The sequence below is a fragment of the Streptomyces wuyuanensis genome (assembly GCF_900103455.1).
GTDB classification, from domain to species: Bacteria; Actinomycetota; Actinomycetes; order Streptomycetales; family Streptomycetaceae; genus Streptomyces; species Streptomyces wuyuanensis.
This window is the reverse complement of record NZ_FNHI01000010.1, coordinates 218,140-242,197: the sequence shown is the minus strand read 5'-3', so window position 1 is coordinate 242,197 and position 24,058 is coordinate 218,140. Positions and strand designations below refer to the sequence as shown.

The following is a 24,058-nucleotide window of genomic DNA, read 5'->3' as shown; positions in this document are numbered from 1 at the left end:
GTCTTCAGTCCTTTCGAGCGGTCAGCTGAGACCGACTCAGATGTCGAGGAAGCGGACGTCCTTGGCGTTGCGCTGGATGAAGGAGCGCCGTGCCTCGACGTCCTCGCCCATCAGCACCGAGAACAGGTCGTCCGCCTGCGCGGCGTCGTCCAGGGTGACCTGACCGAGGACTCGGTGCTCGATGTCCATCGTGGTGACGCGCAGTTCCTCGGCGTTCATCTCACCGAGACCCTTGAAGCGCTGGATCGAGTCTTCCTTGATCCGCTTGCCCTGCTGCTTGCCGAGCTCGACGAGGGCGTCGCGCTCACGGTCCGAGTACGCGTACTCGAAGTCGTCGCGGCCCCACTTGATCTTGTAGAGCGGCGGACGGGACAGGAACACGTGGCCCGCCTCGACCAGCGGCCGCATGAAGCGGAAGAGGAAGGTCAGCAGCAGGGTGTTGATGTGCTGGCCGTCGACGTCGGCGTCCGCCATCAGGATGATCTTGTGATACCGAAGCTTCTCGATGTCGAAGTCTTCGTGGATACCGGTGCCGAAGGCCGAGATCAGCGCCTGGACCTCGGTGTTCTGGAGGATCTTGTCGACCCGCGCCTTCTCGACGTTCAGGATCTTGCCTCGGATCGGCAGGATCGCCTGGTACATCGGGTTGCGGCCGGACTTGGCCGAGCCGCCGGCGGAGTCACCCTCGACGATGAAGATCTCGCACTTGGTGGGGTCGTTCGACTGGCAGTCGGACAGCTTGCCCGGCAGCGAGGCGCTCTCCAGCAGCCCCTTGCGACGCGTCAGGTCACGGGCCTTGCGGGCGGCGACACGGGCCGTGGCGGCCTGGATGCCCTTGCGGACGATGTCCGCGGCCTCGTTGGGGTTGCGGTCGAACCAGTCGGTCAGGTGCTCGTTGACCACCTTCTGGACGAAGGTCTTCGCCTCCGTGTTGCCCAGCTTGGTCTTGGTCTGGCCCTCGAACTGGGGCTCGCCCAGCTTGACCGAGATGATCGCGGTCAGACCCTCGCGGATGTCCTCACCGGTGAGGTTGTCGTCCTTCTCGCGCAGCAGCTTCCTGTCCCGCGCATAGCGGTTGACCAGACCCGTGAGCGCGGCGCGGAAGCCCTCCTCGTGGGTACCGCCCTCGTGCGTGTGGATCGTGTTCGCGAAGGAGTACACACCCTCGCTGTACTGCGAGTTCCACTGCATCGCGACCTCGACGGAGAGCAGCCGCTCCTTGTCCTCGGCCTCGATGTCGATGACCGTGGGGTGGATCAGCTCGCCCTTGCGCGAGTTGAGGTACGTCACGAAGTCGACGATGCCGCCCTCGTAGTGGTACTTCACCGTGCGCGCCTGGGGCTCGGCCGCCGCCTCCGCGTCCGGGTCGTCCGCGCCGACGGTCGCCTTCGCGGACTCGCGCTCGTCCGTCAGCGTCAGGGTCAGGCCCTTGTTGAGGAAGGCCATCTCCTGGAAGCGGCGCGAGAGCGTCTCGAAGGAGTACTCCGTCGTCTCGAAGATGTCCGGGTCGGCCCAGAAGGTGACCGTGGTGCCGGAGTCCTCCACCGGCTCGTGCTTCGCCAGCGGGGCGGTGGGCACGCCCATCTTGTAGTCCTGCGTCCAGCGGTGGCCGTCGCGCTTGATCTCCACCGAGACCTTGGTGGAGAGCGCGTTCACGACGCTCACGCCGACGCCGTGCAGACCGCCGGACACGGCGTAGCCGCCGCCTCCGAACTTGCCGCCCGCGTGCAGGACCGTGAGGACGACCTCGACGGCCGGCTTCTTCTCCACGGGGTGGATGTCGACGGGGATGCCACGGCCGTTGTCCACGACCCGGACACCGCCGTCGGCGAGGATCGTCACGTCGATCGTGTCCGCGTGCCCGGCCAGGGCCTCGTCGACGGAGTTGTCGACGACCTCCTGGACGAGGTGATGGAGGCCACGCTCACCGGTCGACCCGATGTACATGCCGGGGCGCTTGCGGACCGCGTCCAAACCCTCGAGGACGGTGATCGCGCTGGCGTCGTACGACGAGGGCCCCAGGCCCTCGCCGGCCTCGCCGGCAGCAGTGGAAGGAATGTTCTCGTTGGGGTTGCCGGAATCGGCCACGAAGCGCCCTTTCTGGCACAGCACAAACCGTTCTCCGGGGAAGCGGGACCGGCTGCGTCGTTCGGCTGTAATCGACGTGTCCCGCGCAGTGGCGGGATTCTCTACCAGTCTACCGGTACCGCCGACACGAATGGGGGTTTGCCGGTGCCTGAGTCCGCATGTGCCGCCCTCAACGGGCGGCTGCCGACTCCCCATATTCGGGAAGGGCCCCCAAGAGGCTCACACGGGCTTTGAGCGCTTCGGCCTGTCAACCTCCGGCTACGGTGAGGGACACCCCATCGGTCCCACGAGTCCCACCGCCGGCCGGAGCACGTGGGCGGGCGCCGAGGGCCCGCGGGGCAGAGGGACGCCGGGATCCTTGAGACGGCCTCTGACCTGCGGCGATGATCGTCCTCGGGAGGCTCGGGGGCGTGGCGGCCGGTTCGGGGAGAGAGCGGGCGGGCAGGCCGCGACCTCACGCGGGCCCGCCCGGGCCCGCCCGGGTCGCGGCGGAACGGGCCTCCGCGCCCGGGCACGCGTCGGCGACGGACCTTTGTCCACAGGCTGGGGACCGCGCCCGGGACCGTGCGCGGCCGACCGGACGGAGTGCGGCACCCCCCGGAAAACTCGTACGTGTGATGCGGACCACTCAGGCGATGGCGTCCCGGGATCGCGCTCGGCCGGGTTCCCTCGCGGGACCGGGGAGGTCCCGGCGGTACTCGGGGCGTCAGCCGTAGGTGTCGCCGGGGCCCGTGCTGCCGGGCGCGCGCAGGGGACCGAAACGGCGGGCCGGCCCGCCGGGGCCCAGAACCTTGATCATGCGGACCGTCCCCTGGCCGAGGTCCTCGTTGAGCCGGGCCACGAGCCGTGGCGCGAGGAGTCGCAGCTGGGTCGCCCACGCCGTCGAGTCGCACTGGACGGTGAGCACACGCTCGTCCGGATCCTCGTCGTACCGCAGGGGAACGCAGTGCTTCGCCAGGTCCTCGCCAACGATCTGCGGCCAGCGGCCCATCACGCCGCCCACCGCCGCCGGCGTCTCCCATCCCCGCTCCGTGATCAGGCGGTTGATCGCCGCGCCGAGCGGCAGGGGGTCCCGGCCGTCCGCCCGTGCCCCGGACCGCAACCCGCCGCCCCGCCTGGCCTGGCGCTTCTCCTGGGCGGCCGCGCCCCGGGCCCGCGCCTGCTCCTTCGCCGCCCGCAGCGCCACCCGCGCAAGATCGACGCCGGACGGCTCGGGCGCCTTGTCCGGCGACGGAACCGACGGGGACAGCGGGCCCGTCCCGGACACCGGTGGAATCCGGTTCTCGCTCATACGTGCTCCACCGCCCCGTCCGCGACCCGGTACCGCGCCCCTGCCAGCACCCCCGGAACGTCGTCGTCGACCGCGGCCGTCACCAGCACCTGCTCGCCGGGGGCGACCAGCTCCGCCAGCCGCTCCCGCCGCCGGGCGTCGAGCTCGGCGAACACGTCGTCGAGCACCAGGACCGGCTCGTTCCCCTCGGCACGCAGCAGGTCGTACGACGCCAACCGCAGCGCGAGCGCGTAGGACCAGGACTCGCCATGGCTGGCATAGCCCTTCGCCGGCATCTCGCCGAGTTTGAGCAGCAGTTCGTCCCGGTGCGGCCCGACGAGCGTGACCCCGCGCTCGATCTCCTGCTTGCGCGCCTCGCCCAGCGCGTCCATGAGCTGCTCGTACAGCTCTTCGCGCGTCTGCGCCGCGCCGCCGCCGGCCGACCCCCGGTACTCCAGGGTGACCGGCCCGCCCCCCGGCGCCAGCTGCTCGTACGCCTTGTCGGTCAGCGGCTGCAGGGTGGCGATCAGATCCAGCCGCCGTGCCAGCAGCTCCGCGCCGGCGCGGGCCAGGTGCTGGTCCCAGACGTCCAGCGTCGACAGGTCCATGGAGCGGCCGCCGTGCCGGCGCGCCATGGCGGCGGACTTCAGCAGGGTGTTGCGCTGCTTGAGCACCCGCTCGTAGTCCGACCGGACCCCGGCCATCCGCGGCGAACGCGCCGTGATCAGTTCGTCGAGGAAGCGCCGGCGTTCGCCGGGATCGCCCTTCACCAGGGCAAGGTCCTCCGGCGCGAACAGCACGGTCCTGACGATCCCCAGCACGTCCCTGGGCTTGACCTGCGAGGACCTGTTGATGCGTGCCCGGTTCGCCTTCCCCGGGTTGAGTTCCAGCTCGATCAGCTGGGACCGCTCCCCCTGGGTGACCGCAGCCCGGATCACGGCCCGCTCGGCGCCCATCCGCACGAGCGGCGCGTCCGAGGCGACCCGGTGGCTGCCGAGCGTCGCGAGATAGCCGACGGCCTCCACCAGATTGGTCTTGCCCTGACCGTTGGCCCCCACGAAAGCGGTGACGCCCGGCTCGAGCGGGACCTCGACCCGGGCGTACGAGCGGAAGTCGGCCAGCGACAGATGCGTGACATGCATATGGACGCCGACCTCCCCCGGCCTATCGCTTGGTGCTCAGACCGTTTGCCACAGTCTGTGGATTACTGGTTGTTCTCCACCGCGTGCCCGCCGAACTGGTTCCGCAGGGCCGCGATCATCTTCATCTGCGGGGAGTCGTCCTGACGGGACGCGAACCGCGCGAACAGGGACGCGGTGATCGCCGGCAGCGGCACCGCGTTGTCGATCGCGGCTTCCACAGTCCACCGGCCCTCGCCGGAGTCCTGTGCATAACCTCGGATCTTCTCCAGGTGCTCGTCGTCGTCCAGCGCGTTGACGGCGAGGTCGAGCAGCCAGGAACGGATGACCGTGCCCTCCTGCCAGGAGCGGAAGACCTCGCGCACATCGGTGACGGAGTCGACCTTCTCCAGCAGCTCCCAGCCCTCGGCGTAGGCCTGCATCATGGCGTACTCGATGCCGTTGTGGACCATCTTCGCGAAGTGGCCGGCGCCGACCTTGCCCGCGTGCACCGCGCCGTACTCGCCCTCGGGCTTGAGCGCGTCGAACACCGGCTGCACCTTGGCGACGTTCTCCTCCGAGCCGCCGTACATCAGCGCGTAGCCGTTCTCCAGACCCCAGACGCCGCCCGACACACCGCAGTCGACGAAGCCGATGCCCTTGATACCCAGCTCGACGGCGTGCTTCTCGTCATCCGTCCAGCGGGAGTTGCCGCCGTCGACGACCACGTCGCCGGGCGACAGCAGCCCGGCCAGCTCGTCGATCGTGGCCTGGGTCGCCGCGCCGGCAGGGACCATCACCCACACCACCCGCGGGCCCTCGAGCCTGTCCACAAGCGCCTCGAGGCTGGGGACATCGGAGAGGTCCGGGTTGCGGTCGTAACCGATGACGGTGTGGCCTGCGCGGCGGATGCGCTCGCGCATGTTGCCGCCCATCTTGCCGAGGCCGACGAGACCGAGCTCCATCAGAAAGAATCCTTACGGTGTGGTGTTTCGTACCCGCGTCCGAGCCTACGCCGGGACACGGGCACACACCTGTGGGGTCAGGCGCTCATAAGTACAGGCCGGACAAGGGCCGAAGAGGTACGACCGCCCACCGGAACGGGACTCAGCCGCTGAGGCGCACCGGCATGATCAGGTACTTGTACGCCTCGTCCGCCTCCGCGTCCACGGCCGGCTTGCCGCTGAGCAGCGCCGGCTTGGTGGAGGTGGTGAAGGAGAGCTGCGCGACCGGGGAGTCGATGGCGCTGAGCCCGTCCAGCAGGAACGTCGGGTTGAAGGCGATCGAGATGTCGTCGCCCTCCAGCTGGGCGTCCACGCGCTCCACAGCCTGTGCGTCGTCGCTGGAACCCGCCTCCAGGATCAGCACGCCCTGCTCGAAGCTGAGCCGGACCGGAGTGTTCCGCTCGGCGACGAGGGCGACGCGCTTGACGGCCTCGACGAACGGTGCGGTCTCGATCACGGCCACCGAGTTGAACTCGGTAGGGAAGAGCGTCCGGTACTTCGGCAGGTCGCCCTCGAGCAGACGCGTGGTCGTGCGCCGGCCTGCGCCCTCGAAACCGATCAGGCCCTCACCGGCACCCGAGCCGGACAGCGCCAGCGTGACCGTGTCACCGCTGGTCAGGGCCTTGGCGGTGTCGAGCAGGGTCTTGGCGGGGACGAGGGCGACCGCGGAGGCGTTTGGGGACTCGGGCTTCCACAGGAACTCGCGGACCGCGAAGCGGTAGCGGTCGGTGGAGGCCAGGGTGACGGTGTCGCCCTCGATCTCGATCCGCACACCGGTGAGCACGGGCAGCGTGTCGTCGCGGCCGGCGGCGATGGCGACCTGGGCGGCGGCGGAGGCGAAGACCTCGCCGGGGACGGTGCCGGTCGCGGTGGGCATCTGCGGCAGCGCGGGGTACTCCTCCACAGGGAGGGTGTGGAGCGTGAAGCGGGAGGATCCGCAGACCACGGTCGCCCGTACACCGTCTGTGGAAATCTCCACCGGGCGGTTGGGGAGGGCGCGGCAGATGTCGGCGAGCAGGCGGCCGGACACGAGGACCGTCCCGTCCTCCTCGATCTCGGCCTCGACCGAGACCTTCGCGGAGACCTCGTAGTCGAAGCTGGAGAAGCTGAGGGCGCCGTCCTCCGCCTTCAGAAGAAGGCCCGCGAGAACGGGCGCCGGCGGACGTGCCGGGAGGCTCCGTGCCACCCACGCCACCGCCTCCGCGAGTACATCGCGTTCCACCCGGATCTTCACCGGAACCGCCTCCTGCTGTTGCTCGCTCGCCCTGCCGGCCTTCGTCGGCACACGGCACCCCGACCGGTGGTGGGGCCCGATGCCGGAGACCAGTCTGACGCACCGCGCCGACACTCGGTGCGGCTCGGGGTCAAGTCGAGACAAGCGGCAGCCGGGAGTCCCGCGGCGAGTTGTGCACAGGCCCCTCTTCGAAGCGAATTCCCCGGTATCTCTGAGTGGGAGTAGTAGTAGGGCCTGTGGAAACCGTGGATAACGCCATCCGTGCAGGTCAGAAGCCGATTTTTGTCCACGGACCCTGTGGGCGGAACCAGTGGACAACCAGGCCGTGCTGTGGACGCCGGAAAGTTCTGCACACCCGATGCACAGGTCGCGGGGACTTCTCCCCAGTGCCGTCCCCAGCTTTACCCCCGTTCCCCACAGCCCAACCCAGCACCTTGGTGTGACGCCTTTCACTCGCTCTAGTGAGCCCGGGCGTTTTGTTGCCGAACAGTGGACAGCCGTGTGGAGAAGCTGTGGGCAACGCAGGCTCTCCTGTGGGCCGGGTGGGGACAACGCGAATCGCGCCCTGTGGACGGCCCGTGTGTCCACAGTCTGTGGAGCACGGTTGGACACAAATCCACACCCTCCTGACCAGCCATGATCAAGTCGAGGCCGGCGCTCCTGTGGACGCTCTCTGGACAACTCACAGGTCCCCAGGCTGTGGACGGAAGATCCTTCCCACTTCTGTGGAGAACGGCCTCGACGCGACATCTATTCGAACAGCGCGACGGCGCCCGAGGGGCGGTGGGGCGGCTGCGGGACGGCGTCGGGCGGCGGGAGACAGAGCCGGACACGGCGAAGGGCGCCCCGGGAAGGATCTCGGAGCGCCCTTCGGGGCAGTGCACGGCCGATCGTTCGCGCATCGGGAGCGGCGTCCACGGCGACGGCCGCTCGTACGGACAGCCGAGTCCGCGGCGGACGGGGTTCCGCAGACGCCGTCGCGCCCACGGCCGTCGGCACCCACTCGTCAGTCGCCGAGGGGCTGCGGCCGGGGCATACGGGCCCCGACCGCGCTCAGCCGTTCTTGATGCGGTTCGTGAGCTCGGTGACCTGGTTGTAGATGGAGCGCCGCTCGGCCATCAGCGCTCGGATCTTGCGGTCCGCGTGCATCACCGTCGTGTGGTCCCGGCCACCGAACTGCGCACCGATCTTCGGCAGCGACAGGTCCGTGAGCTCCCGGCACAGGTACATGGCGATCTGACGCGCGGTCACGAGGACGCGGCTGCGGGAGGATCCGCAGAGGTCCTCCACGGTCAGCCCGAAGTAGTCGGCGGTCGCCGCCATGATCGCGCCGGCGGTGATCTCCGGGGCGGAGTCCTCGCCGCCCGGGATGAGGTCCTTCAGGACGATCTCGGTGAGTCCGAGGTCCACCGGCTGCCGGTTGAGGCTCGCGAAGGCCGTGACCCGGATCAGCGCGCCCTCCAGCTCGCGGATGTTCCGCGAGATCCGGGAGGCGATGAACTCCAGCACCTCCGGCGGGGCGTTGAGCTGTTCCTGCACCGCCTTCTTGCGGAGGATCGCGATGCGCGTCTCCAGCTCCGGCGGCTGCACGTCGGTGGTGAGGCCCCACTCGAAGCGGTTCCGCAGCCGGTCCTCCAGGGTCATCAGCTGCTTGGGCGGCCGGTCGGAGGAGAGCACGATCTGCTTGTTTGCGTTGTGCAGGGTGTTGAAGGTGTGGAAGAACTCCTCCTGCGTCGACTCCTTGCTCGCGAGGAACTGGATGTCGTCGACCAGCAGGATGTCCACGTCGCGGTAGCGCTTGCGGAAGGTGTCGCCCTTGCCGTCGCGGATCGAGTTGATGAACTCGTTGGTGAACTCCTCGGAGCTCACGTACCGCACCCGGGTGCCGGGATAGAGACTGCGCGCGTAGTGCCCGATCGCATGCAGCAGATGGGTCTTGCCGAGTCCCGACTCCCCGTAGATGAAGAGGGGGTTGTACGCCTTCGCCGGCGCCTCGGCCACCGCGACGGCGGCCGCGTGCGCGAACCGGTTGGACGCGCCGATGACGAAGGTGTCGAAGAGGTACTTCGGGTTCAGCCGGGCGTGCGGCTCACCGGGGCCCGGGGCCGGCGCGGGCTGCGCGCCGAGGGGCCCGGGGGCGCCGCCGCCACCGGGCGGACCCGGAACCGCTGTTCCGACGGGCCCGGCCCCCGGGCCGCCGTGCCGAGGGGTCCCGGGCTCGGGGAGTTCGTGCCGGTCGGGGCGCTGGTGGTCGTACTGCCCGCGGTCGGGCATGGGCGAGCGGTAGTCGTGCTGCGGCTGCTGATGGCGGGCCGTGGCGTAGGGGTCGCGCTCCTGGAAGCCGCCCAGTCGCGGCTGCTGCCAGGAAAGATCCTCCTGGGTGCGCGGCCAGGCGCCGGGCCCCGGGCGCTGCTGCTGGTACTCGGGATAGGCCGGGCGGACGCTCGGCAGCCCGTCGTCGTCCCCAGGCCGATGGCCGTATCCGTCGTAGGTGTCGCCGTGGCGCGGCTCGTCGTGCTGCGGGCCCTGGTAGCGGGGAGGCTGCTGCACGGGCGGCGCCGGCGGGGCGACCGGCTCGGCCGCTGAGTCGTCGACGGTGATCGCGATCCGGATCGGGCGGCCGCACTCGCGGCTGAGGGTGTCGCTGATCAGTGGCGCCAGCCGGCCCTCGAGCACGCGCTTGCCCCATTCGTTGGGGACGGCGAGGAGAGCGGTGTCGGCCACCAGCGCGAGCGGCTGGCACCGCTCGATCCACTGCTTGTCCTTGGGCTCGATGCCCTGCTGGCCTTCTCCGAGAAGCTGTTCCAGCACTCGTGGCCACACTGCGGCAAGATCGGCAGGTACGTCAGCCACAAGGCACGCTCTCTCACAGGTCCCACGAATGTGTGGTTCTCGGGACGGGTCGGTCAGGCCCGGCAGGCGGGTAGGAAAGGAATTCGAGTCCAGTCACGGTAGTCAGGGCGACCCGTGCGGTTCAAGTTGTTGTCCACAGCCTGTGTACAGTCGGTGCTGCAGTGACCCTGGTTTGACCGGATGGCGTAGCCGCGCGTACCGTAACCAGGTCGAGTTGTCGATGGCTGCTGCCGCCTGCCTCCGATGGGCAAAGATCACGATCAGTAGATCACGATCGGTGATTGTGAAGCGGTGCACTCGGGCGTATTGCGAGCTACTCGTGGGCGCACGGTGACAGCCAGGCGATGCCCCGCCACCACACGAATCATTACTGGAGCCCCCGAGTGAGCAAGCGCACCTTCCAGCCGAACAACCGTCGTCGCGCGAAGACCCACGGTTTCCGCCTGCGCATGCGTACCCGTGCCGGCCGCGCCATCCTGGCGAACCGCCGCAGCAAGGGTCGCGCCAACCTGTCCGCCTGATCGCAGTACAGGTCGTGACGTGCTGCCTACCGAGAATCGGCTGAGGCGGCGCGAGGACTTCGCGATCGCGGTACGCCGGGGACGCCGGGCCGGACGCCCGCTTCTCGTCGTCCATCTACGCAGCGGTGCAACGGACCCGCACGCGCCTGGGGAGAGCGCTCCCCCGGCACGTGCGGGTTTCGTCGTGAGCAAGGCAGTAGGTGGCGCGGTCGTACGGAATCAGGTGAAGCGGAGACTGCGCCACCTGATACGCGAACGACTGTCCGAGCTCCCCCCCGGTAGCCTGGTGGTCGTACGGGCGCTGCCCGGAGCGGGTGACGCCGATCATGCACACCTGGCCCGAGACCTGGACGCCGCTCTCCAGCGGCTGCTGGGAGGGGGCACGCGATGAAGTACCCGCTGCTGGCTCTGATCAAGCTGTACCAGTGGACGATCAGCCCGCTGCTGGGTCCCGTCTGCCGGTACTACCCGTCGTGTTCCCACTACGGCTATACCGCCATTGACCGGCATGGCGCGGTGAAAGGCACGGCGCTGACCGCCTGGCGCATTCTGCGGTGCAATCCGTGGTCGCCCGGCGGTGTGGACCATGTCCCTCCCCGTAAACGACCTCGTTGGCACGAGCTGCTGCGCGACAACCTGCGTGGCGGCAAGGGCGGGCAACCCCCTGAGACCAGCCCGGCCGCAGAGACCTCGCCCAATGCTCAAGGAGCCTGATTAGTGGACACGATTGCCAGTCTCTTCAGCTTTATCACCACACCCGTCTCCTGGATCATCGTCCAGTTCCACAGTTTGTACGGGGCGCTCTTCGGCCCGGACACGGGCTGGGCATGGGGACTGTCCATCGTGTCCCTCGTGGTGGTCATCCGTATCTGCCTGATCCCGCTTTTCGTCAAGCAGATCAAGTCGATGCGGAACATGCAGGCGCTCCAGCCCAAGATGAAGGCGATCCAGGAGCGCTACAAGAACGACCGACAGCGTCAGTCCGAAGAGATGATGAAGCTGTACAAGGACACGGGTACCAACCCGTTGTCCTCGTGCCTGCCCATCCTCGCGCAGTCGCCGTTCTTCTTCGCCCTGTACCACGTGCTGAGCAAGATCGCCTCGGGCGACACCATCGGAGTCCTCAACCAGGAACTGGTGAACAGCGCGCGTGAGGCCCATATCTTCGGTGCCCCGATCGCCGCGAAGTTCATGGACTCCGAGGAGAAGGTCGCGGCGCTCAACGCCTCGCTCACGGACGTCCGGGTGGTCACCGCGATCATGATCGTCCTGATGTCCGCGTCGCAGTTCTACACACAGCGCCAGCTGATGCAGAAGAACGTGGACCTCACGGTCAAGACGCCGTACATGCAGCAGCAGAAGATGCTGATGTACATCTTCCCGCTGATCTTCGCCGTCACCGGCATCAACTTCCCGGTCGGTGTCCTCGTCTACTGGCTGACCACCAACGTGTGGACCATGGGCCAGCAGATGTACGTGATCAACCAGAACCCGACGCCCGGCTCGAAGGCTCAGGACAACTACCTGCAGCGTCTGCTGAAGAGCGTCAGCTCTCACGGTGAGGTCCGTGGGCGCCGCAGGCGTTCGGTCGTCCAGGCCATCGTTGCCAAGGGGTCGGACCGCAACGACAACGAGCGCAAGTTCATCGCAGGTCTGGCCAAGGCGGGCTTCGCTGCTCAGGCGGACGGCACCGTGATCAAGAGCGACACGGTCATGGCGGATGCCGATGGCGGTTCCGCTGCCCGGCGCCAGCAGCCCAAGCGCCAGAGCAAGGCCCAGCGCCAGTCGGGCGGTACCCAGCAGACCGGCGAGGCCAAGCCTTCGCTGGAGAAGCAGGACCAGCCGCAGGACGCCAAGCCGAAGCCGGCGGGCAAGACCGCCCCTGGCACCCCTCGCCAAGCCAAGTCCGGACAGCGCAAGGGCTCGCAGCGGCCCAAGCACCCGTCGTCCAAGAAGTAAGAAGGAGTCCATCCGTGACGGAAGGCACCACCTCCGAGGCCGCCGAGGGCGGCGACACCCTGACCCGCCTGGAGCAGGAGGGGGAGATCGCCGCTGACTACCTCGAGGGCCTGCTCGACATCGCCGATCTCGACGGTGACATCGACATGGACGTCGAGGCGGACCGGGCCTCGGTATCGATCATCAGTGACACGGGCGGCCGTGACCTGCAGAAGCTCGTGGGCCGCGACGGCGAGGTGCTGGAGGCGCTTCAGGAGCTGACCCGGCTCGCCGTGCACCGGGAGACCGGGGACCGCAGCCGCCTGATGCTGGACATCGCGGGCTACCGCGCCAACAAGCGTGCCGAGCTCGCGGAGCTCGGCGCCAAGGCTGCGGCCGAGGTCAAGAACACGGGCGAGCCCGTGAAGATGAAGCCGATGACCCCGTTCGAGCGGAAGGTCGTTCACGACGCGGTCGCGGCGGCCGGTCTGCGCAGCGAGTCCGAAGGCGAGGAGCCGCAGCGCTTCGTCGTCGTCCTCCCTGCCTGACCTGCAGAGCGTTCTGTCGGCCCCGTCTGTTCGCAGGCGGGGCCGAATTTTGTCAGCCTGATAATTCAGCCACCACAGCGCAGTGCGGTACGGAAGGACGGTTCCGGTGACGGAGGCAGCAGAGCTTCCCCAGGCGCCAGAAGAGGCCCGGACGGTATTCGGTGAGTTCTTCCCCGAGGCCGTCAGGTACGCGGAGCTGCTTGCGGATGCAGGAGTCAAGCGCGGCCTGATCGGCCCTCGTGAGGTGCCGCGGCTGTGGGAGCGGCACCTGCTGAACTGCGCAGTACTCTCCGAGGTCGTCCCCGAGGGGGTTACGGTGTGCGACGTGGGATCGGGCGCGGGGCTTCCGGGTATCCCGCTGGCTCTCGTCCGGCCCGATCTCAAGATCACGCTCCTGGAGCCGTTGCTGCGCCGTACGAACTTCCTTCAGGAAGTCGTGGAGCTGTTGGGCCTGGACCATGTGACGGTGGTGCGCGGCCGGGCCGAGGAAGTGCTGGGCAAGCTTCCTCCCGTGCATGTGGTCACCGCGCGGGCCGTGGCACCCCTGGACCGGCTGGCCGGCTGGGGCGTACCGCTGCTGCGGCCCTACGGGGAGATGCTGGCGCTCAAGGGCGACACAGCGCAGGAGGAGCTGGACGGGGCCCGGGCGGCCCTGAGCAAGCTGGGCGTGGTGGAGACCTCCGTGCTCCACGTCGGAGAGGGAGTCGTCGATCCCTTGTCCACGGTGGTCCGTGTGGAGGTCGGGGAGAGCCCCGGCGGCGTGCGGTTCGCTGCGAAGAGGGCCAAGGCCGCGCGCGCCGGCCGCGTCCGCCGACGGCGATAAGCTGTTCCGCCACCTGCCGTCCGATTCAGGCGCGGCGTCCCCGGTACGTGCACGTTTCGGAGTGTCGTAACGATGTGACCCCGCGGCGTGTGCATCGTGTTTCACGTGAAACGTCGCTCACTGCTGCAGGGAATCATCAGCCGTGGCCGCGCGGCCGCCGCTCCGCGCGACCGCAAGCCGCTCGCGAGGGTCACGGACTTGTCCACAGAGGTGGAATTCTCCACAGAACCACCGGCCTCGCTGGTTCGGGACCCCGAAACCATGGCAGGCTCTGTTCATTGCGAGCCTGAAGTCGAGGAGAGTGAATCCTTGCGGTCCGACGCCAACATCGCGGGACCGATGACCGATCCGGTCCCTGGTCCCCGTACCGAGTCGGCGGGGGAGGATGTTTCACGTGAAACACCGCCGCCGATGGACGACACCCCCATTGGTCGTGCTGCCCAACTGGCGGTGGAGGCTCTGGGCCGTGCCGGCGAGGGTCTTCCCCGACCTGAGCAGACGCGCGTCATGGTCGTCGCCAACCAGAAGGGCGGGGTGGGTAAGACGACGACAACCGTCAACCTTGCTGCCTCGCTGGCGCTGCACGGTGCGCGTGTCCTTGTGATCGACCTCGACCCACAGGGCAACGCTTCCACCGCTCTGGGTATCGACCATCACGCCGAAGTGCCCTCGATCTACGACGTCCTCGTGGAGAGTAAGCCGCTCTCCGATGTGGTCCAGCCGGTCCCGGACGTCGAAGGACTCTTCTGCGCCCCGGCCACCATCGATCTCGCTGGTGCGGAGATCGAGCTGGTGTCCCTCGTGGCCCGGGAGAGCAGGCTGCAGCGAGCCATTCACGCGTACGAGCAGCCGCTGGACTACATCCTGATCGACTGTCCGCCGTCGCTCGGTCTGCTGACCGTCAACGCGCTCGTGGCGGGTGCCGAGGTGCTGATCCCGATCCAGTGCGAGTACTACGCGCTGGAAGGGCTGGGTCAGCTCCTGAGGAACGTCGACCTGGTACGGGGGCACCTCAACCCCACACTCCATGTCTCGACGATTCTGCTCACCATGTACGACGGCCGCACCAGGCTCGCCTCCCAGGTCGCCGAGGAGGTGCGGAGTCACTTCGGTGATGAGGTGCTGCGGACGAGCATTCCGCGGTCCGTCCGTATCTCCGAGGCGCCCAGCTATGGGCAGACCGTCCTCACCTACGACCCGGGTTCCAGTGGCTCGCTGTCGTATCTTGAGGCTGCCCGTGAGATCGCGCTGCGCGGCGTGGGGATCCACTATGAGGCCCATCCCGCTCATGCGCTCAGCCAGAACAGCCAGCAGAGTGTGTCGGAGGGGATCCAGTGAGCGAGCGACGTAGAGGTCTGGGGCGTGGGCTCGGTGCACTGATCCCCGCAGCTCCGCAGGAGAAGCCGGGGCCTTCCGATGCGGCATCCGGCTCCCCGGTCCTGACGACCGAACGCGGCGTTGCCGCGGCCAAGGTCACCACGCTTCCGTCCGGCCCTCTTACGCCCGAACAGCGCGTGGCCGAGCCCGAGCCGGAGACTCTTTCCGAGCCGGTGGCGCCGGCCGGTGCACACTTCGCAGAAGTGCTGCTGGACTCCATCACTCCGAACCCCAGGCAGCCGCGTGAGGTGTTCGATGGGGACGCGCTCGCGGAGCTGGTCACCTCCATCAAGGAAGTGGGCCTTCTTCAGCCCGTCGTGGTGCGGCAGTTGGGGCCGGACCGGTACGAGCTCATCATGGGGGAGCGCCGCTGGCGGGCCTGCCGAGAGGCGGGCCTTGAGCGCATCCCGGCGATCGTGCGGGCCACCGACGACGAGAAGCTCCTGCTGGACGCCCTGCTCGAGAATCTGCACCGGGCTCAGCTGAACCCGCTGGAAGAGGCTGCCGCCTACGATCAGTTGCTCAAGGACTTCAACTGCACCCATGACCAGTTGGCCGACCGGATCGGACGCTCGCGTCCTCAGGTCTCCAACACTCTGCGCCTCCTGCGTCTCTCGCCTCCCGTACAGCGTCGGGTTGCGGCAGGTGTTCTGTCGGCCGGGCACGCCAGGGCTCTGCTCTCGGTGGAGGACTCGGAGGAGCAGGACAGGCTGGCTCATCGGATCGTGGCCGAGGGACTCTCGGTGCGAGCAGTGGAGGAGATCGTGACTCTCATGGGGTCGCGTCCGACGAGCGCGCCGAAGTCCAAGGGGCCCCGAGCCGGGGCACGGCTGTCCCCCGCGCTTACGGATCTTGCCTCCCGTCTCTCTGATCGCTTCGAGACCCGGGTGAAGGTCGACCTCGGCCAGAAGAAGGGCAAGATCGTCGTCGAGTTCGCTTCGATAGAGGATCTCGACCGTATCCTCGGCACGCTCGCCCCGGGTGAGGGACGCGTCATGGAGAAGGGGCTCTCCGAGGAGGCGGAGGACGAGGAGGCCTGAGGCCGCGCGTCAGTCGTTCAGGGGCGGATCGTGTCCGGTTGCCGTCGGACACGATCCGCCCTTTGCCGTCTCACAGTAGGCGTGTCCCCGCTGGGTGGATACGATGCGTTCTGGTATGGCGCATCCACCTTGACCCATCTCAGAGGAAGGCGAGCCATGCGATCGGTGAGCCGCGGCCACCTACTGACAGCCGGACTGGGCATTGGCGCGGTCGGCGGATTCATCGGCAGCCTGCTCCGGGAGCGGAGCGCGCTGTCCGCTGCTCTTGGCGCGGCAGTCGAAGGAAGTGAGGAACAGCCTTCATGGGCCGTCGGCTCGTACCGCTCACGCTGGACAACCTTTCAGACCTCCCCAAGCGCTGCCGAGCCTGTGTCTTCTGGGAGCTTGATCCAGTCAGCGGAGAAGCAGCAGTAAAAGCAGGCACACCCGAGCTCGAGAAGGAGGCCTGGATCTCGGCCGTCCTGCTCGAGTGGGGATCGTGCGGCCGTGTCGTCTATGTCGACGACGTTCCAGTCGGCTTTGTGCTTTACGCCCCGCCTGCGTATGTGCCCCGCTCGACCGCCTTCCCCACGAGTCCGGTCTCCCCCGATGCCGTGCAACTGATGACTGCCTGGATCACTCCCGGGTACCAGGGGCAGGGACTGGGGCGAGTGATGGTGCAGACCGTCGCCAAGGACTTGCTCCGTCGCGGCTTCAAGGCGATCGAGGCATTCGGGGACGCGCGCTGGACCGAGCCGGCCTGTGTGTTGCCGGCCGATCATCTCCTGGCGGTGGGCTTCAAGACGGTCCGCCCGCATCCCACCCATCCCCGGCTGAGGCTGGAGCTCCGTACGACGCTCTCCTGGAAGGAAGACGTGGAGCTGGCTCTCGACCGGCTCCTGGGCGCGGTGCAGAAGGAACCCGCGCTCCGGCCGCTGTGAGGGTTCTGAACAGCGGTGGGCCCAGAGACGCCGAAAGGGCCAACCCCTCAGGGTTGGCCCATTCGTGTTTCACGTGAAACGAAGGGCGTCAGGCCTTGGTGACCTCGTCGCCGATGAAGGCGTCGAGTTCGCGGACGAGCATGGCCTTCGGCTTGGCGCCGACGATCGTCTGGGCGACCTCGCCGTTCTGGTAGACGTTCAGCGTCGGGATGGACATGACGCCGTACTTGGCGGCCGTGGCCGGGTTCTCGTCGATGTTGAGCTTGACGACCTCAAGCTTCTCGCCGTGCTCGGCAGCGATGGCCTCCAGCGAAGGGGCGATCTGGCGGCACGGCCCGCACCACTCCGCCCAGAAGTCGACGAGCACCGGCTTGTCGCTCTTGAGGACTTCTTCTTCGAAGGTCGCATCGGTCACGGTCTTGAGGGCCACGGCGGACTCCTTAACTTGCAGGGTGGGGTGTAGGTCGAGATGAGGGTCAGACGGTCGCTGCTGCGGACTTCTCCTCGTCCGCAAGGGCAGCGAGGAAGCGTTCGGCATCCAGGGCGGCGGAGCAGCCAGTGCCCGCAGCGGTGATGGCCTGCCGGTAGGTGTGGTCCACCACGTCACCGGCACCGAAGACGCCGGTGAGGTTCGTCCGCGTCGACGGGGCGTCCACCTGCAGATAGCCCTCCTCGTCGAGTTCCAGCTGACCCTTGAAGAGCTCGGTGCGCGGGTCATGGCCCACGGCGATGAACAGCCCGGTGACGGGAAGCTCGCTGGTCTCCGAGGTCTTGGTGTTGCGCAGGGTCAGGCCCGTGAGCTTCTGGTCGCCGTGGACCGCGGCGACTTCGCTGTCCCAGGCGAACTTGATCTTCGGGTCGGCGAAGGCACGCTCCTGCATGGCCTTGGAGGCGCGGAGGCTGTCGCGACGGTGGACGATGGTGACGGACCTGGCGAAGCGGGAGAGGAAGGTGGCCTCTTCCATGGCGGTGTCGCCGCCGCCGACGACCGCGATGTCCTGGTCCTTGAAGAAGAAGCCGTCACAGGTGGCGCACCACGAGACACCGCGTCCGGAGAGGGTGTCCTCGTTCGGCAGCCCGAGCTTGCGGTGCTGGGAGCCGGTGGTGATGATGACGGCCTTGGCTCGGTGCACTGTGCCCGCGGTGTCCGTGACGGTCTTGATCTCTCCGGTCAGATCGACGGCGACGACATCGTCCGGGACCAGCTCGGCGCCGAAGCGCTCCGCCTGCGCCCGCATGTTGTCCATGAGATCCGGGCCCATGATGCCGTCGCGGAAGCCGGGGAAGTTCTCCACATCGGTGGTGTTCATCAGCGCGCCACCCGCAGTAACAGCGCCCTCGAACACCAGCGGGTTCAGCGACGCACGCGCGGTGTACAGCGCGGCCGTGTAGCCGGCCGGCCCGGAGCCGATGATGATCACGTTACGGACGTCGCTCACGGGTTTCTTCCTCGTCTCTGCAGACTGCCTACTGCCTACTGGGGGCCGGTCAACGACTCTCACCCCACCCAACGGATCCTACGGGGCGTGCATTCCCGTGGTGACCGAGCGGCACGGAGGCTGTTTCAGGGGCGAGGATAGGCCTGGGTCACGAGCAGTTCTCCCTTGCCCGTGGGTGCCGTCTCCACGCATGTCGCTGCCACCACGTAAGCCTGTACCCGGGAGGCATCCTCGGAGTGCGGCAGGACGACCAGGAACGCGGGCGTGCCTTCGAATGTGCCCTTGTCGACGGCGATCGCCGCGTCGGTGCGGCCCGTGCCCTTCTGGATGCATGGAGGTACCGGCACGGCTGGTGAGCGCAGAGGCGTGGCTTCTGCGCCGACGGACGCGTCCTTCTCCACACGCGGTCCGGTCGCCGTCCAGCTCCCGGAATCCTTTGGCGTTCCACTCGAGGACAGGAGCGAATCCACCCTGGCCGGCAGCGTGGCCGCCGTGAAGTCATGACCGCCTGACACAGCGCTCGCAGCGGTGTCCGCCTTCTTCTCGGACGTGTCGCCGCTCGTGCCTCCGAAGGTCTGGAGCAGCAGAGCGCTCAGGCCTACAGCGGCGGCGCTGAACGCGGCAGTGACTAGGGTGACGCGCCGCCGCCGGCGTGATGAAGGGCCGCGGCCCGGTCCGGTGCTCGCACGAGCGTGGCCTGAGGGGCGATCGGAGCGGGGCTCGGACGGCTGTGGCGCGGACTCTGTTTCACGTGAAACGTTGATCGGTTCATCGTCCGGGGCGGTGGCATCCAGCAGTGCTTCGGCAGCCAATGCCGCGTCGATGCGGCCGGCGATGTCCGCGGGCATGCGCTGCGGGCCGGGCAGGGTGCCCAGCAGGCCACGGATCTCCTCCAGCGAGGCGCGTACATCGGAACACAGCTCACAGCCCTCGAGATGCCTCCTCACGGCCGCCTGGCGGGTCGGTGGGAGAACCCCTTCGGTGAGGTCGGCGATCTCGGACACATCCGGGTGCTGAGCCGTGCCGGTCGTGGAGGTCACGTGCGTCCACCTCCGCCCTTCACAGCAGCAGGACCGTTCGGCCCTGCATCCCTATCTCCGGTCGCCGGTGGGACGGATGTCCCAGGCGTCCGGTTCCTTCCCCCTCCGGGGTCACCGTTATCCTTTGTGTCACCTCGTAGATGCGTCAGCAGAGGAACCAGGCGGGCACGGCCGCGTGCGCATCTGCTCTTCACTGTGCCTGTCGGGACGTCCAGTACTCGCGCCGCCTCCGCGACCGGGTATCCCTGCATATCGACCAGCACCAGCGCAGCGCGCTGGTCGACAGGCAGTGTGGCGAGGGCGGCCAGGAGCTCACGATGGAGGTCCTGGCGCTCGGCGGGGGCCTCGGCGGACTCATGGGGTTCGAGGAGCTGCTCCAGTCGATCGGTGTCGTCCACCGGCGAGGTCTTGCGGGACGCTGCCTTGCGGGCTCGGTCGAGACAGGCATTGACGGTGATGCGGTGGAGCCAGGTGGTCACCGCGGATTGCCCCCGGAACGTATGGGCGGCCCGGAAGGCGGAGACAAGGGCATCCTGCACGGCGTCGGCGGCTTCCTCCCGGTCCCCCAGCGTGCGCAGGGCCACCGCCCAGAGCCGGTCGCGGTGGCGCCGTACGAGCTCGCCGAAGGCGTCAGGATCACCAGCAACGTGCCGAGCCAGCAAATCCTGGTCGCTGACGTTGCCGAGCGTGTGGTCCTCCATCGCCGCCTTCCCTCCCCAGCCACCGCGGACACGACCGGCGACGTGCGCTGGCCCCCTGCAGGCGTCAGCCCAGGACGTTGATCTCCGAGATGCCGCCCCTGTAACTGTCCGAGCCTGCCGCGGGCAGCTCGGTCAGATGGATCAGCACGTACCGGGTGCGCATCGGGCGCTCCAGCGTCTTCTTCACCTGCTCACCGACCTTCTCGGACTGGCTGAGCCGCTGCGAGAAGTCGCCGAGGGACGTAGGGCTCGATGCGTTCTCGTCCGCAGCGAGCACCTCTATCGTCTGTCCGCCGGTGGACATGGCAATGTCGAACCCCGTGACGGTTTGCACGGATCCCAGGTCAACGACTATGCCGCTGCCGTCCTTGCGCTGAGGCAGGTTTCCGAAGTTCGGATAGCCCAGGTACTCGGGCGTGATCCAGGCGGTGTCCGTCTTGCCGTCCACTGCCAGCGGTACCTGATCCTCCTGGATCCCGGAGCCGCCGGGCTTGAACTCCGTCGCCGTGCTGATCTTCAGCGGCTTCCCCGGAGAGATGGGCCCCTTGTCGTCCTTGCCGTTGCCGCCCTCAGTCTGGGTCGGGCTCTTGGGGTCGCCCCCCGAGGGGTTCCGGTTGTCCAGGAGCTTGTCGGCGACCTGCCAGCTACCGAGGCCCAGGGCGGCGATCAGCAACGCGGCCACGGTCCACTTGAGAGCCTTTCCGGTGCGGCTCTCCAACGGGGCGGGCGGGGGCACGACGGGCTGGGGAGCCGGAGGCCCGGCCTGGTTCGGCTTACGTCCGTACGTGCCCTGCTGGTAGGTGGTGCGCTGGTAGTCGGGAGGCGGAGTGAACGTCGGCTCGGGTGGCCGAATTCGCGGCATGGCCGAGACCGCCTTGGCGAGTTCGTCCGGAGTCGTGCAGGGCGGCTCCTGGCGGGATGCGGTGGCCCCGTCATTGACCAGGGCCCGCATGGCCAGCTCGGACAGCCCGCGATGGACGCCGGCGCGCACCTGGTCGGGGGCGATCAGCCCGACGCCCTTGGGAAGCCCGGAGAGGCCGTATGCGTCGCTCTCGTAGGGCCAGCGCTGGGTCAGCGCGGCGTACAGCAGAGCGCCGATGGCCTCCGTGTCCGTGCGCTGAGGGCGCTCGGCACTGATGCCCCGCAGCGCGGCGTTCACCGCCAATCCGCGGATTCTGTACTGCCCCGTGGAAGTACGGAGTACGGCACCGGGCGTGAGCCGCAGATGAGCGAGGCCCTCCCGATGGGCCGCTGCCATGGCCTGGGAGAGCTGACTCACCAACTGGTAGGCGTCATGGGCTTCCATGGGCCCTGCGGCGAGCAGCGTGGTGAGTTCGGCGGCGTCGGGCAGCCACTCGTGGACGACGTAGACGAGGTCGTTCTCCTCGACGGCGTCCAGCACCTGCACGAAACGGGGATCTGCCAGTAGAGCCGCCGACCGGGCCGCGGCCAGCACGGATCGCGCCCGGGAATGGTCCGCGGGCAGGATGTGCACGCCGACGGCGCGCCGCAGTTTCTCGTCGACAGCACGCCAACTGCTGAATCCGTCCAGACGGGTGACGCACTCCTCGAGCCGGTACCGTTTGGCGAGCTTGTGGCCGCTGTGCAGTTCGGGCGTGTTGATGGCGGGCTGCTCACGGGTCTTCCGTTCGCCGCCCTCGTTCTGAGTGTCCTGCTCCGCCGCCTCTTCGGCGTGCGCCTCCCCGTCGGTCGCGGCCTTCTCCGCCTGGGCGGCCAGCGGGTCGTCACCGCTGTTGTCGGCCACGTCGACGGCAGCCGTGCTACGTTCCGCCACCGTCGTTCCCTGCCTCCCCATCCGTTGCGCCAAATCCAACAGCCATGCCAATTGTGCCCACAGTCCGCTGCTATGCACGACACACGGTGGCGGACGATGGTTGTGCGGGGACGGCGGTCCCTACCGGCCGAGTCGGCCGCGCACCATTCCGACCAGGGTGTTGAGCTCCTGGATCCTCATCCTTCTCGCCGCGACGAAGAAGACTCCGAGCAGGATCGCACCACCCGCGACGAGAGCGACGAGCGATCCGAGCGCACCCTCGCCGAGGGCCTTCAGTACGAAGTAGCCCACGGCGCCGCCCGCCGCGGCCGCCGGAACGGAGGCCAGGCATAGACGGGCGTAGGTGCGCACCACGTGTGTGCCGTCGAGATCGCCGCCCAGCCTGTTCCGCAGCCGCCGCCAGGCGATGCCGACGCCGACCGCGTACGCGAGGCCGTAGGAGCCGGCCATGCCGACCACGGCCCATTGGGGCGGAAGGAGGAAGTAGCAGGCAGCCGAGGCGGCAGCATTCACCGCGGCCACGATCACGGTGTTGTAGAAGGGTGTGCGGGTGTCCTCGTAGGCGTAGAAGCCTCGGAGGACGACGTACTGCACCGAGTAGGGAATGAGGCCGAGGCCGAACGCCATCAGGATGAAGCCCATGGATCGGGCTGCCTCGGTGCCCGCTGACGCGTACAGAAGGGTGCACATGGGGACGCCCAGCGCCAGGAACGAGAAGGCGACCGGAACGATCGCGACCGCCGAGTTCCGCAGTCCCTGGGAGATGTCGTCGCGGACCGCGCCCGGGTCGTCGTCGTGCGCGGCGCGGGAGATCCTCGGCAGCAGAGCGGCCATCACCGACACGGTGATGATCGCCTGGGGCATGGCCCAGATCAGCTGGGCGTTCGAGTAGGCGAGGAAACCGGCTCCATCCTTGCCGGAGGCCGCACCGGCCGCCGTGGAGAGCTGGGTGACCACGAGGACGCCGGCCTGGTTGGCGAGAACGAAGAGCACGGTCCACTTGGCGAGCCTGACGGTCTTCCCGAGGCCCTGGCCCTTCCAGTCGAAGCGGGGGCGGAAGCGGAAGCCCGTTTCGCGGAGGTACGGGATCATCGCGAGTGCCTGGACGACCAGACCGAGCAGGGTGCCGATGGCCAGCAGGCGCACGCCCTCCGGCGGGATCGTCTGCACGCTCATCTGGGACTCGGCGAAGCTGCCGTAGACCCAGATGAACAGCCCGAAGGTGAAGATGATGACGATGTTGTTGAGGACCGGCGTCCACATCATCGCGCCGAACCTGCCGCGGGCGTTCAGGATCTGCCCCATCACCACGTGCACGCCCATGAAGAAGATCGTGGGCAGGCAGTAGCGGGCGAACGTGACGGCAACGCTGTTCGCCGGGGGGTCGCCTGCGATCGTCGGCGACAAGGCCTTGATCAGCAGCGGGGCCGCGAAGACGGCGATGACGACGATCACGCCGAGCGCGACCATGACGAGGGTCAGCAGCCGGTTGGCGTATGCCTCGCCGCCGTCCTCGTCGTTTTTCATGGCACGGACGAGCTGCGGGACGAACACCGAGTTCAGCCCGCCACCCACCGTGAGGATGTAGATCATCGTCGGAAGGGTAAGGGCGATCGTGTAGGAGTCACCCAGCAGCGCGGCGCCGAGCGCGGCGGTGATCACCAGGCTGCGGACGAAGCCGGTGAGACGGGACACCATGGTTCCCGCGGCCATGACGGCGCTGGACTTCAGCAGGCTCGAGGCACGGCCGCCGCTCCCTTTGCCGGCTGCGGGAGCGGGGGCGGGCTCCGGCTCCGGTTCGGCCGGAGCCGACGGACGCCCGGTGGCCTGCTGGTCGCGGTAGAGATGGGCGAAGGCGTCGGGCTCCGGCTTGTCCTCGCCGGCCCTGGTCACCAGGTCGTCGACGCCTGTGAACTGCACGGTCCGGGCATCGTCCCCGTAGGGCAGATGACGGGACGGGCCATCCGGCTCGGGCGGCGGGGTCTGGGCCCAGATACGCGGGTCCGGAGCATGCTGCTGGGCGGGTGGCTGCTGGTACAGCGACTGCGGCTGCCGCATGCTGCCCGGCGGCGGTGGGGGATGCGCGGCCCGGTCGTAGAGCGCCTCCGACACGGGGTCCTGGGCCGAGAGGTCCCGGGACCGGTACGGGTCGTGGTCGTAAGCATCCTGGATGTACGGGTCGTCGGCCGCCTCGCCCGCCTGCGGCGGCACCTGGCCTGCCGATGGCTGCTCTGCCTGCTGAGGGGCGTGCGAGGGGTACGGAGCGCCCGGGGAGGGCGCGGTGCCGTCCGCGCCCTGCCCGCGGTCACCGTCGTACGGCGCGTTCATGGTTACCCCACCTCATCGTCC

At 68.4% G+C, this 24,058-nt stretch carries 21 protein-coding genes; 9 read left to right on the top strand and 12 right to left on the bottom strand.

Features of this window, described 5'->3' with window-relative positions; all coding sequences use genetic code 11:
• Positions 1-36: 36 nt before the first annotated feature.
• From gyrB to dnaA, 6 genes are all read right to left on the bottom strand, one after another.
• Positions 37-2,112 (bottom strand): DNA topoisomerase (ATP-hydrolyzing) subunit B, encoded by a 2,076-nt coding sequence (gene gyrB, locus BLT82_RS17045; protein WP_093655629.1) that lies wholly within the window; start codon positions 2,110-2,112, stop codon positions 37-39.
• Positions 2,113-2,794: 682 nt separating this feature from the next.
• Positions 2,795-3,379 carry a DciA family protein gene (locus tag BLT82_RS17040; RefSeq protein WP_208867931.1) on the bottom strand — a complete coding sequence of 195 codons (585 nt, stop codon included), beginning with the start codon at positions 3,377-3,379 and terminating at the stop codon, positions 2,795-2,797.
• On the bottom strand, positions 3,376-4,500 hold the full coding sequence (gene recF / locus BLT82_RS17035; RefSeq protein WP_093655627.1) for a DNA replication/repair protein RecF: 1,125 nt from the start codon (positions 4,498-4,500) through the stop codon (positions 3,376-3,378). The genes BLT82_RS17040 and recF overlap by 4 nt, the downstream gene beginning before the upstream one ends.
• A 62-nt stretch (positions 4,501-4,562) precedes the next feature.
• Positions 4,563-5,441 (bottom strand): phosphogluconate dehydrogenase (NAD(+)-dependent, decarboxylating), encoded by an 879-nt coding sequence (gene gnd, locus BLT82_RS17030; protein WP_093655625.1) that lies wholly within the window; start codon positions 5,439-5,441, stop codon positions 4,563-4,565.
• 142 nt (positions 5,442-5,583) lie between these two features.
• Positions 5,584-6,714 (bottom strand): DNA polymerase III subunit beta, encoded by a 1,131-nt coding sequence (dnaN, locus tag BLT82_RS17025; RefSeq protein ID WP_093655623.1) that lies wholly within the window; start codon positions 6,712-6,714, stop codon positions 5,584-5,586.
• Positions 6,715-7,767: 1,053 nt separating this feature from the next.
• The gene (gene dnaA, locus BLT82_RS17015) at positions 7,768-9,567 is read right to left on the bottom strand and encodes a chromosomal replication initiator protein DnaA (RefSeq protein WP_093655621.1); all 1,800 of its coding nucleotides are present in this window, start codon (positions 9,565-9,567) and stop codon (positions 7,768-7,770) included.
• A gap of 383 nt (positions 9,568-9,950) precedes the next feature.
• Between dnaA and rpmH the strand changes: the two genes are divergently transcribed.
• The 9 genes from rpmH (at position 9,951) to BLT82_RS16965 (ending at position 16,734) form a co-directional block, all read left to right on the top strand.
• Positions 9,951-10,088: a 50S ribosomal protein L34 gene (gene rpmH / locus BLT82_RS17005; protein WP_018846094.1), complete on the top strand. Its 138-nt coding sequence runs from the start codon at positions 9,951-9,953 to the stop codon at positions 10,086-10,088.
• Positions 10,089-10,107: 19 nt separating this feature from the next.
• Positions 10,108-10,479 (top strand): ribonuclease P protein component, encoded by a 372-nt coding sequence (gene rnpA / locus BLT82_RS17000; RefSeq protein WP_093655619.1) that lies wholly within the window; start codon positions 10,108-10,110, stop codon positions 10,477-10,479.
• Positions 10,476-10,802: a membrane protein insertion efficiency factor YidD gene (gene yidD / locus BLT82_RS16995; RefSeq protein ID WP_093655617.1), complete on the top strand. Its 327-nt coding sequence runs from the start codon at positions 10,476-10,478 to the stop codon at positions 10,800-10,802. Before rnpA ends, yidD begins: the two co-directional genes overlap by 4 nt.
• A gap of 3 nt (positions 10,803-10,805) precedes the next feature.
• Positions 10,806-12,047: a membrane protein insertase YidC gene (gene yidC, locus BLT82_RS16990; protein ID WP_093655615.1), complete on the top strand. Its 1,242-nt coding sequence runs from the start codon at positions 10,806-10,808 to the stop codon at positions 12,045-12,047.
• 14 nt (positions 12,048-12,061) lie between these two features.
• Entirely contained in the window at positions 12,062-12,574 is a 513-nt protein-coding gene (locus tag BLT82_RS16985) for a Jag family protein (protein ID WP_093655613.1), read from the top strand.
• 106 nt (positions 12,575-12,680) lie between these two features.
• Complete coding sequence (rsmG, locus tag BLT82_RS16980; protein WP_093655611.1) at positions 12,681-13,397, top strand: 16S rRNA (guanine(527)-N(7))-methyltransferase RsmG; 717 nt, start codon at positions 12,681-12,683, stop codon at positions 13,395-13,397.
• A gap of 261 nt (positions 13,398-13,658) precedes the next feature.
• Entirely contained in the window at positions 13,659-14,735 is a 1,077-nt protein-coding gene (locus BLT82_RS16975) for a ParA family protein (RefSeq protein ID WP_093655714.1), read from the top strand.
• The gene (locus BLT82_RS16970; RefSeq protein ID WP_208867930.1) at positions 14,732-15,814 is read left to right on the top strand and encodes a ParB/RepB/Spo0J family partition protein; all 1,083 of its coding nucleotides are present in this window, start codon (positions 14,732-14,734) and stop codon (positions 15,812-15,814) included. Before BLT82_RS16975 ends, BLT82_RS16970 begins: the two co-directional genes overlap by 4 nt.
• A gap of 302 nt (positions 15,815-16,116) precedes the next feature.
• The gene (locus BLT82_RS16965) at positions 16,117-16,734 is read left to right on the top strand and encodes a GNAT family N-acetyltransferase (RefSeq protein WP_093655609.1); all 618 of its coding nucleotides are present in this window, start codon (positions 16,117-16,119) and stop codon (positions 16,732-16,734) included.
• 88 nt (positions 16,735-16,822) lie between these two features.
• Here BLT82_RS16965 and trxA read toward each other — a convergent pair whose 3' ends face one another.
• The 6 genes from trxA to murJ form a co-directional block, all read right to left on the bottom strand.
• The gene (gene trxA, locus BLT82_RS16960; RefSeq protein ID WP_093655607.1) at positions 16,823-17,164 is read right to left on the bottom strand and encodes a thioredoxin; all 342 of its coding nucleotides are present in this window, start codon (positions 17,162-17,164) and stop codon (positions 16,823-16,825) included.
• A 46-nt stretch (positions 17,165-17,210) separates the two neighbouring features.
• Positions 17,211-18,173, bottom strand: a complete 963-nt coding sequence (gene trxB, locus BLT82_RS16955) for a thioredoxin-disulfide reductase (protein WP_093655605.1) — start codon at positions 18,171-18,173, stop codon at positions 17,211-17,213.
• Between the two features lie 125 nt (positions 18,174-18,298).
• Positions 18,299-19,213 carry an anti-sigma factor gene (locus BLT82_RS16950; protein WP_093655603.1) on the bottom strand — a complete coding sequence of 305 codons (915 nt, stop codon included), beginning with the start codon at positions 19,211-19,213 and terminating at the stop codon, positions 18,299-18,301.
• Complete coding sequence (gene sigM, locus BLT82_RS16945) at positions 19,210-19,914, bottom strand: RNA polymerase sigma factor SigM (RefSeq protein WP_093655601.1); 705 nt, start codon at positions 19,912-19,914, stop codon at positions 19,210-19,212. The genes BLT82_RS16950 and sigM overlap by 4 nt, the downstream gene beginning before the upstream one ends.
• Before the next feature lie 64 nt (positions 19,915-19,978).
• Entirely contained in the window at positions 19,979-21,709 is a 1,731-nt protein-coding gene (locus BLT82_RS16940; RefSeq protein ID WP_093655599.1) for a protein kinase family protein, read from the bottom strand.
• 120 nt (positions 21,710-21,829) lie between these two features.
• Positions 21,830-24,037 (bottom strand): murein biosynthesis integral membrane protein MurJ, encoded by a 2,208-nt coding sequence (gene murJ / locus BLT82_RS16935; RefSeq protein ID WP_093655597.1) that lies wholly within the window; start codon positions 24,035-24,037, stop codon positions 21,830-21,832.
• Between the last annotated feature and the right edge of the window lie 21 nt (positions 24,038-24,058).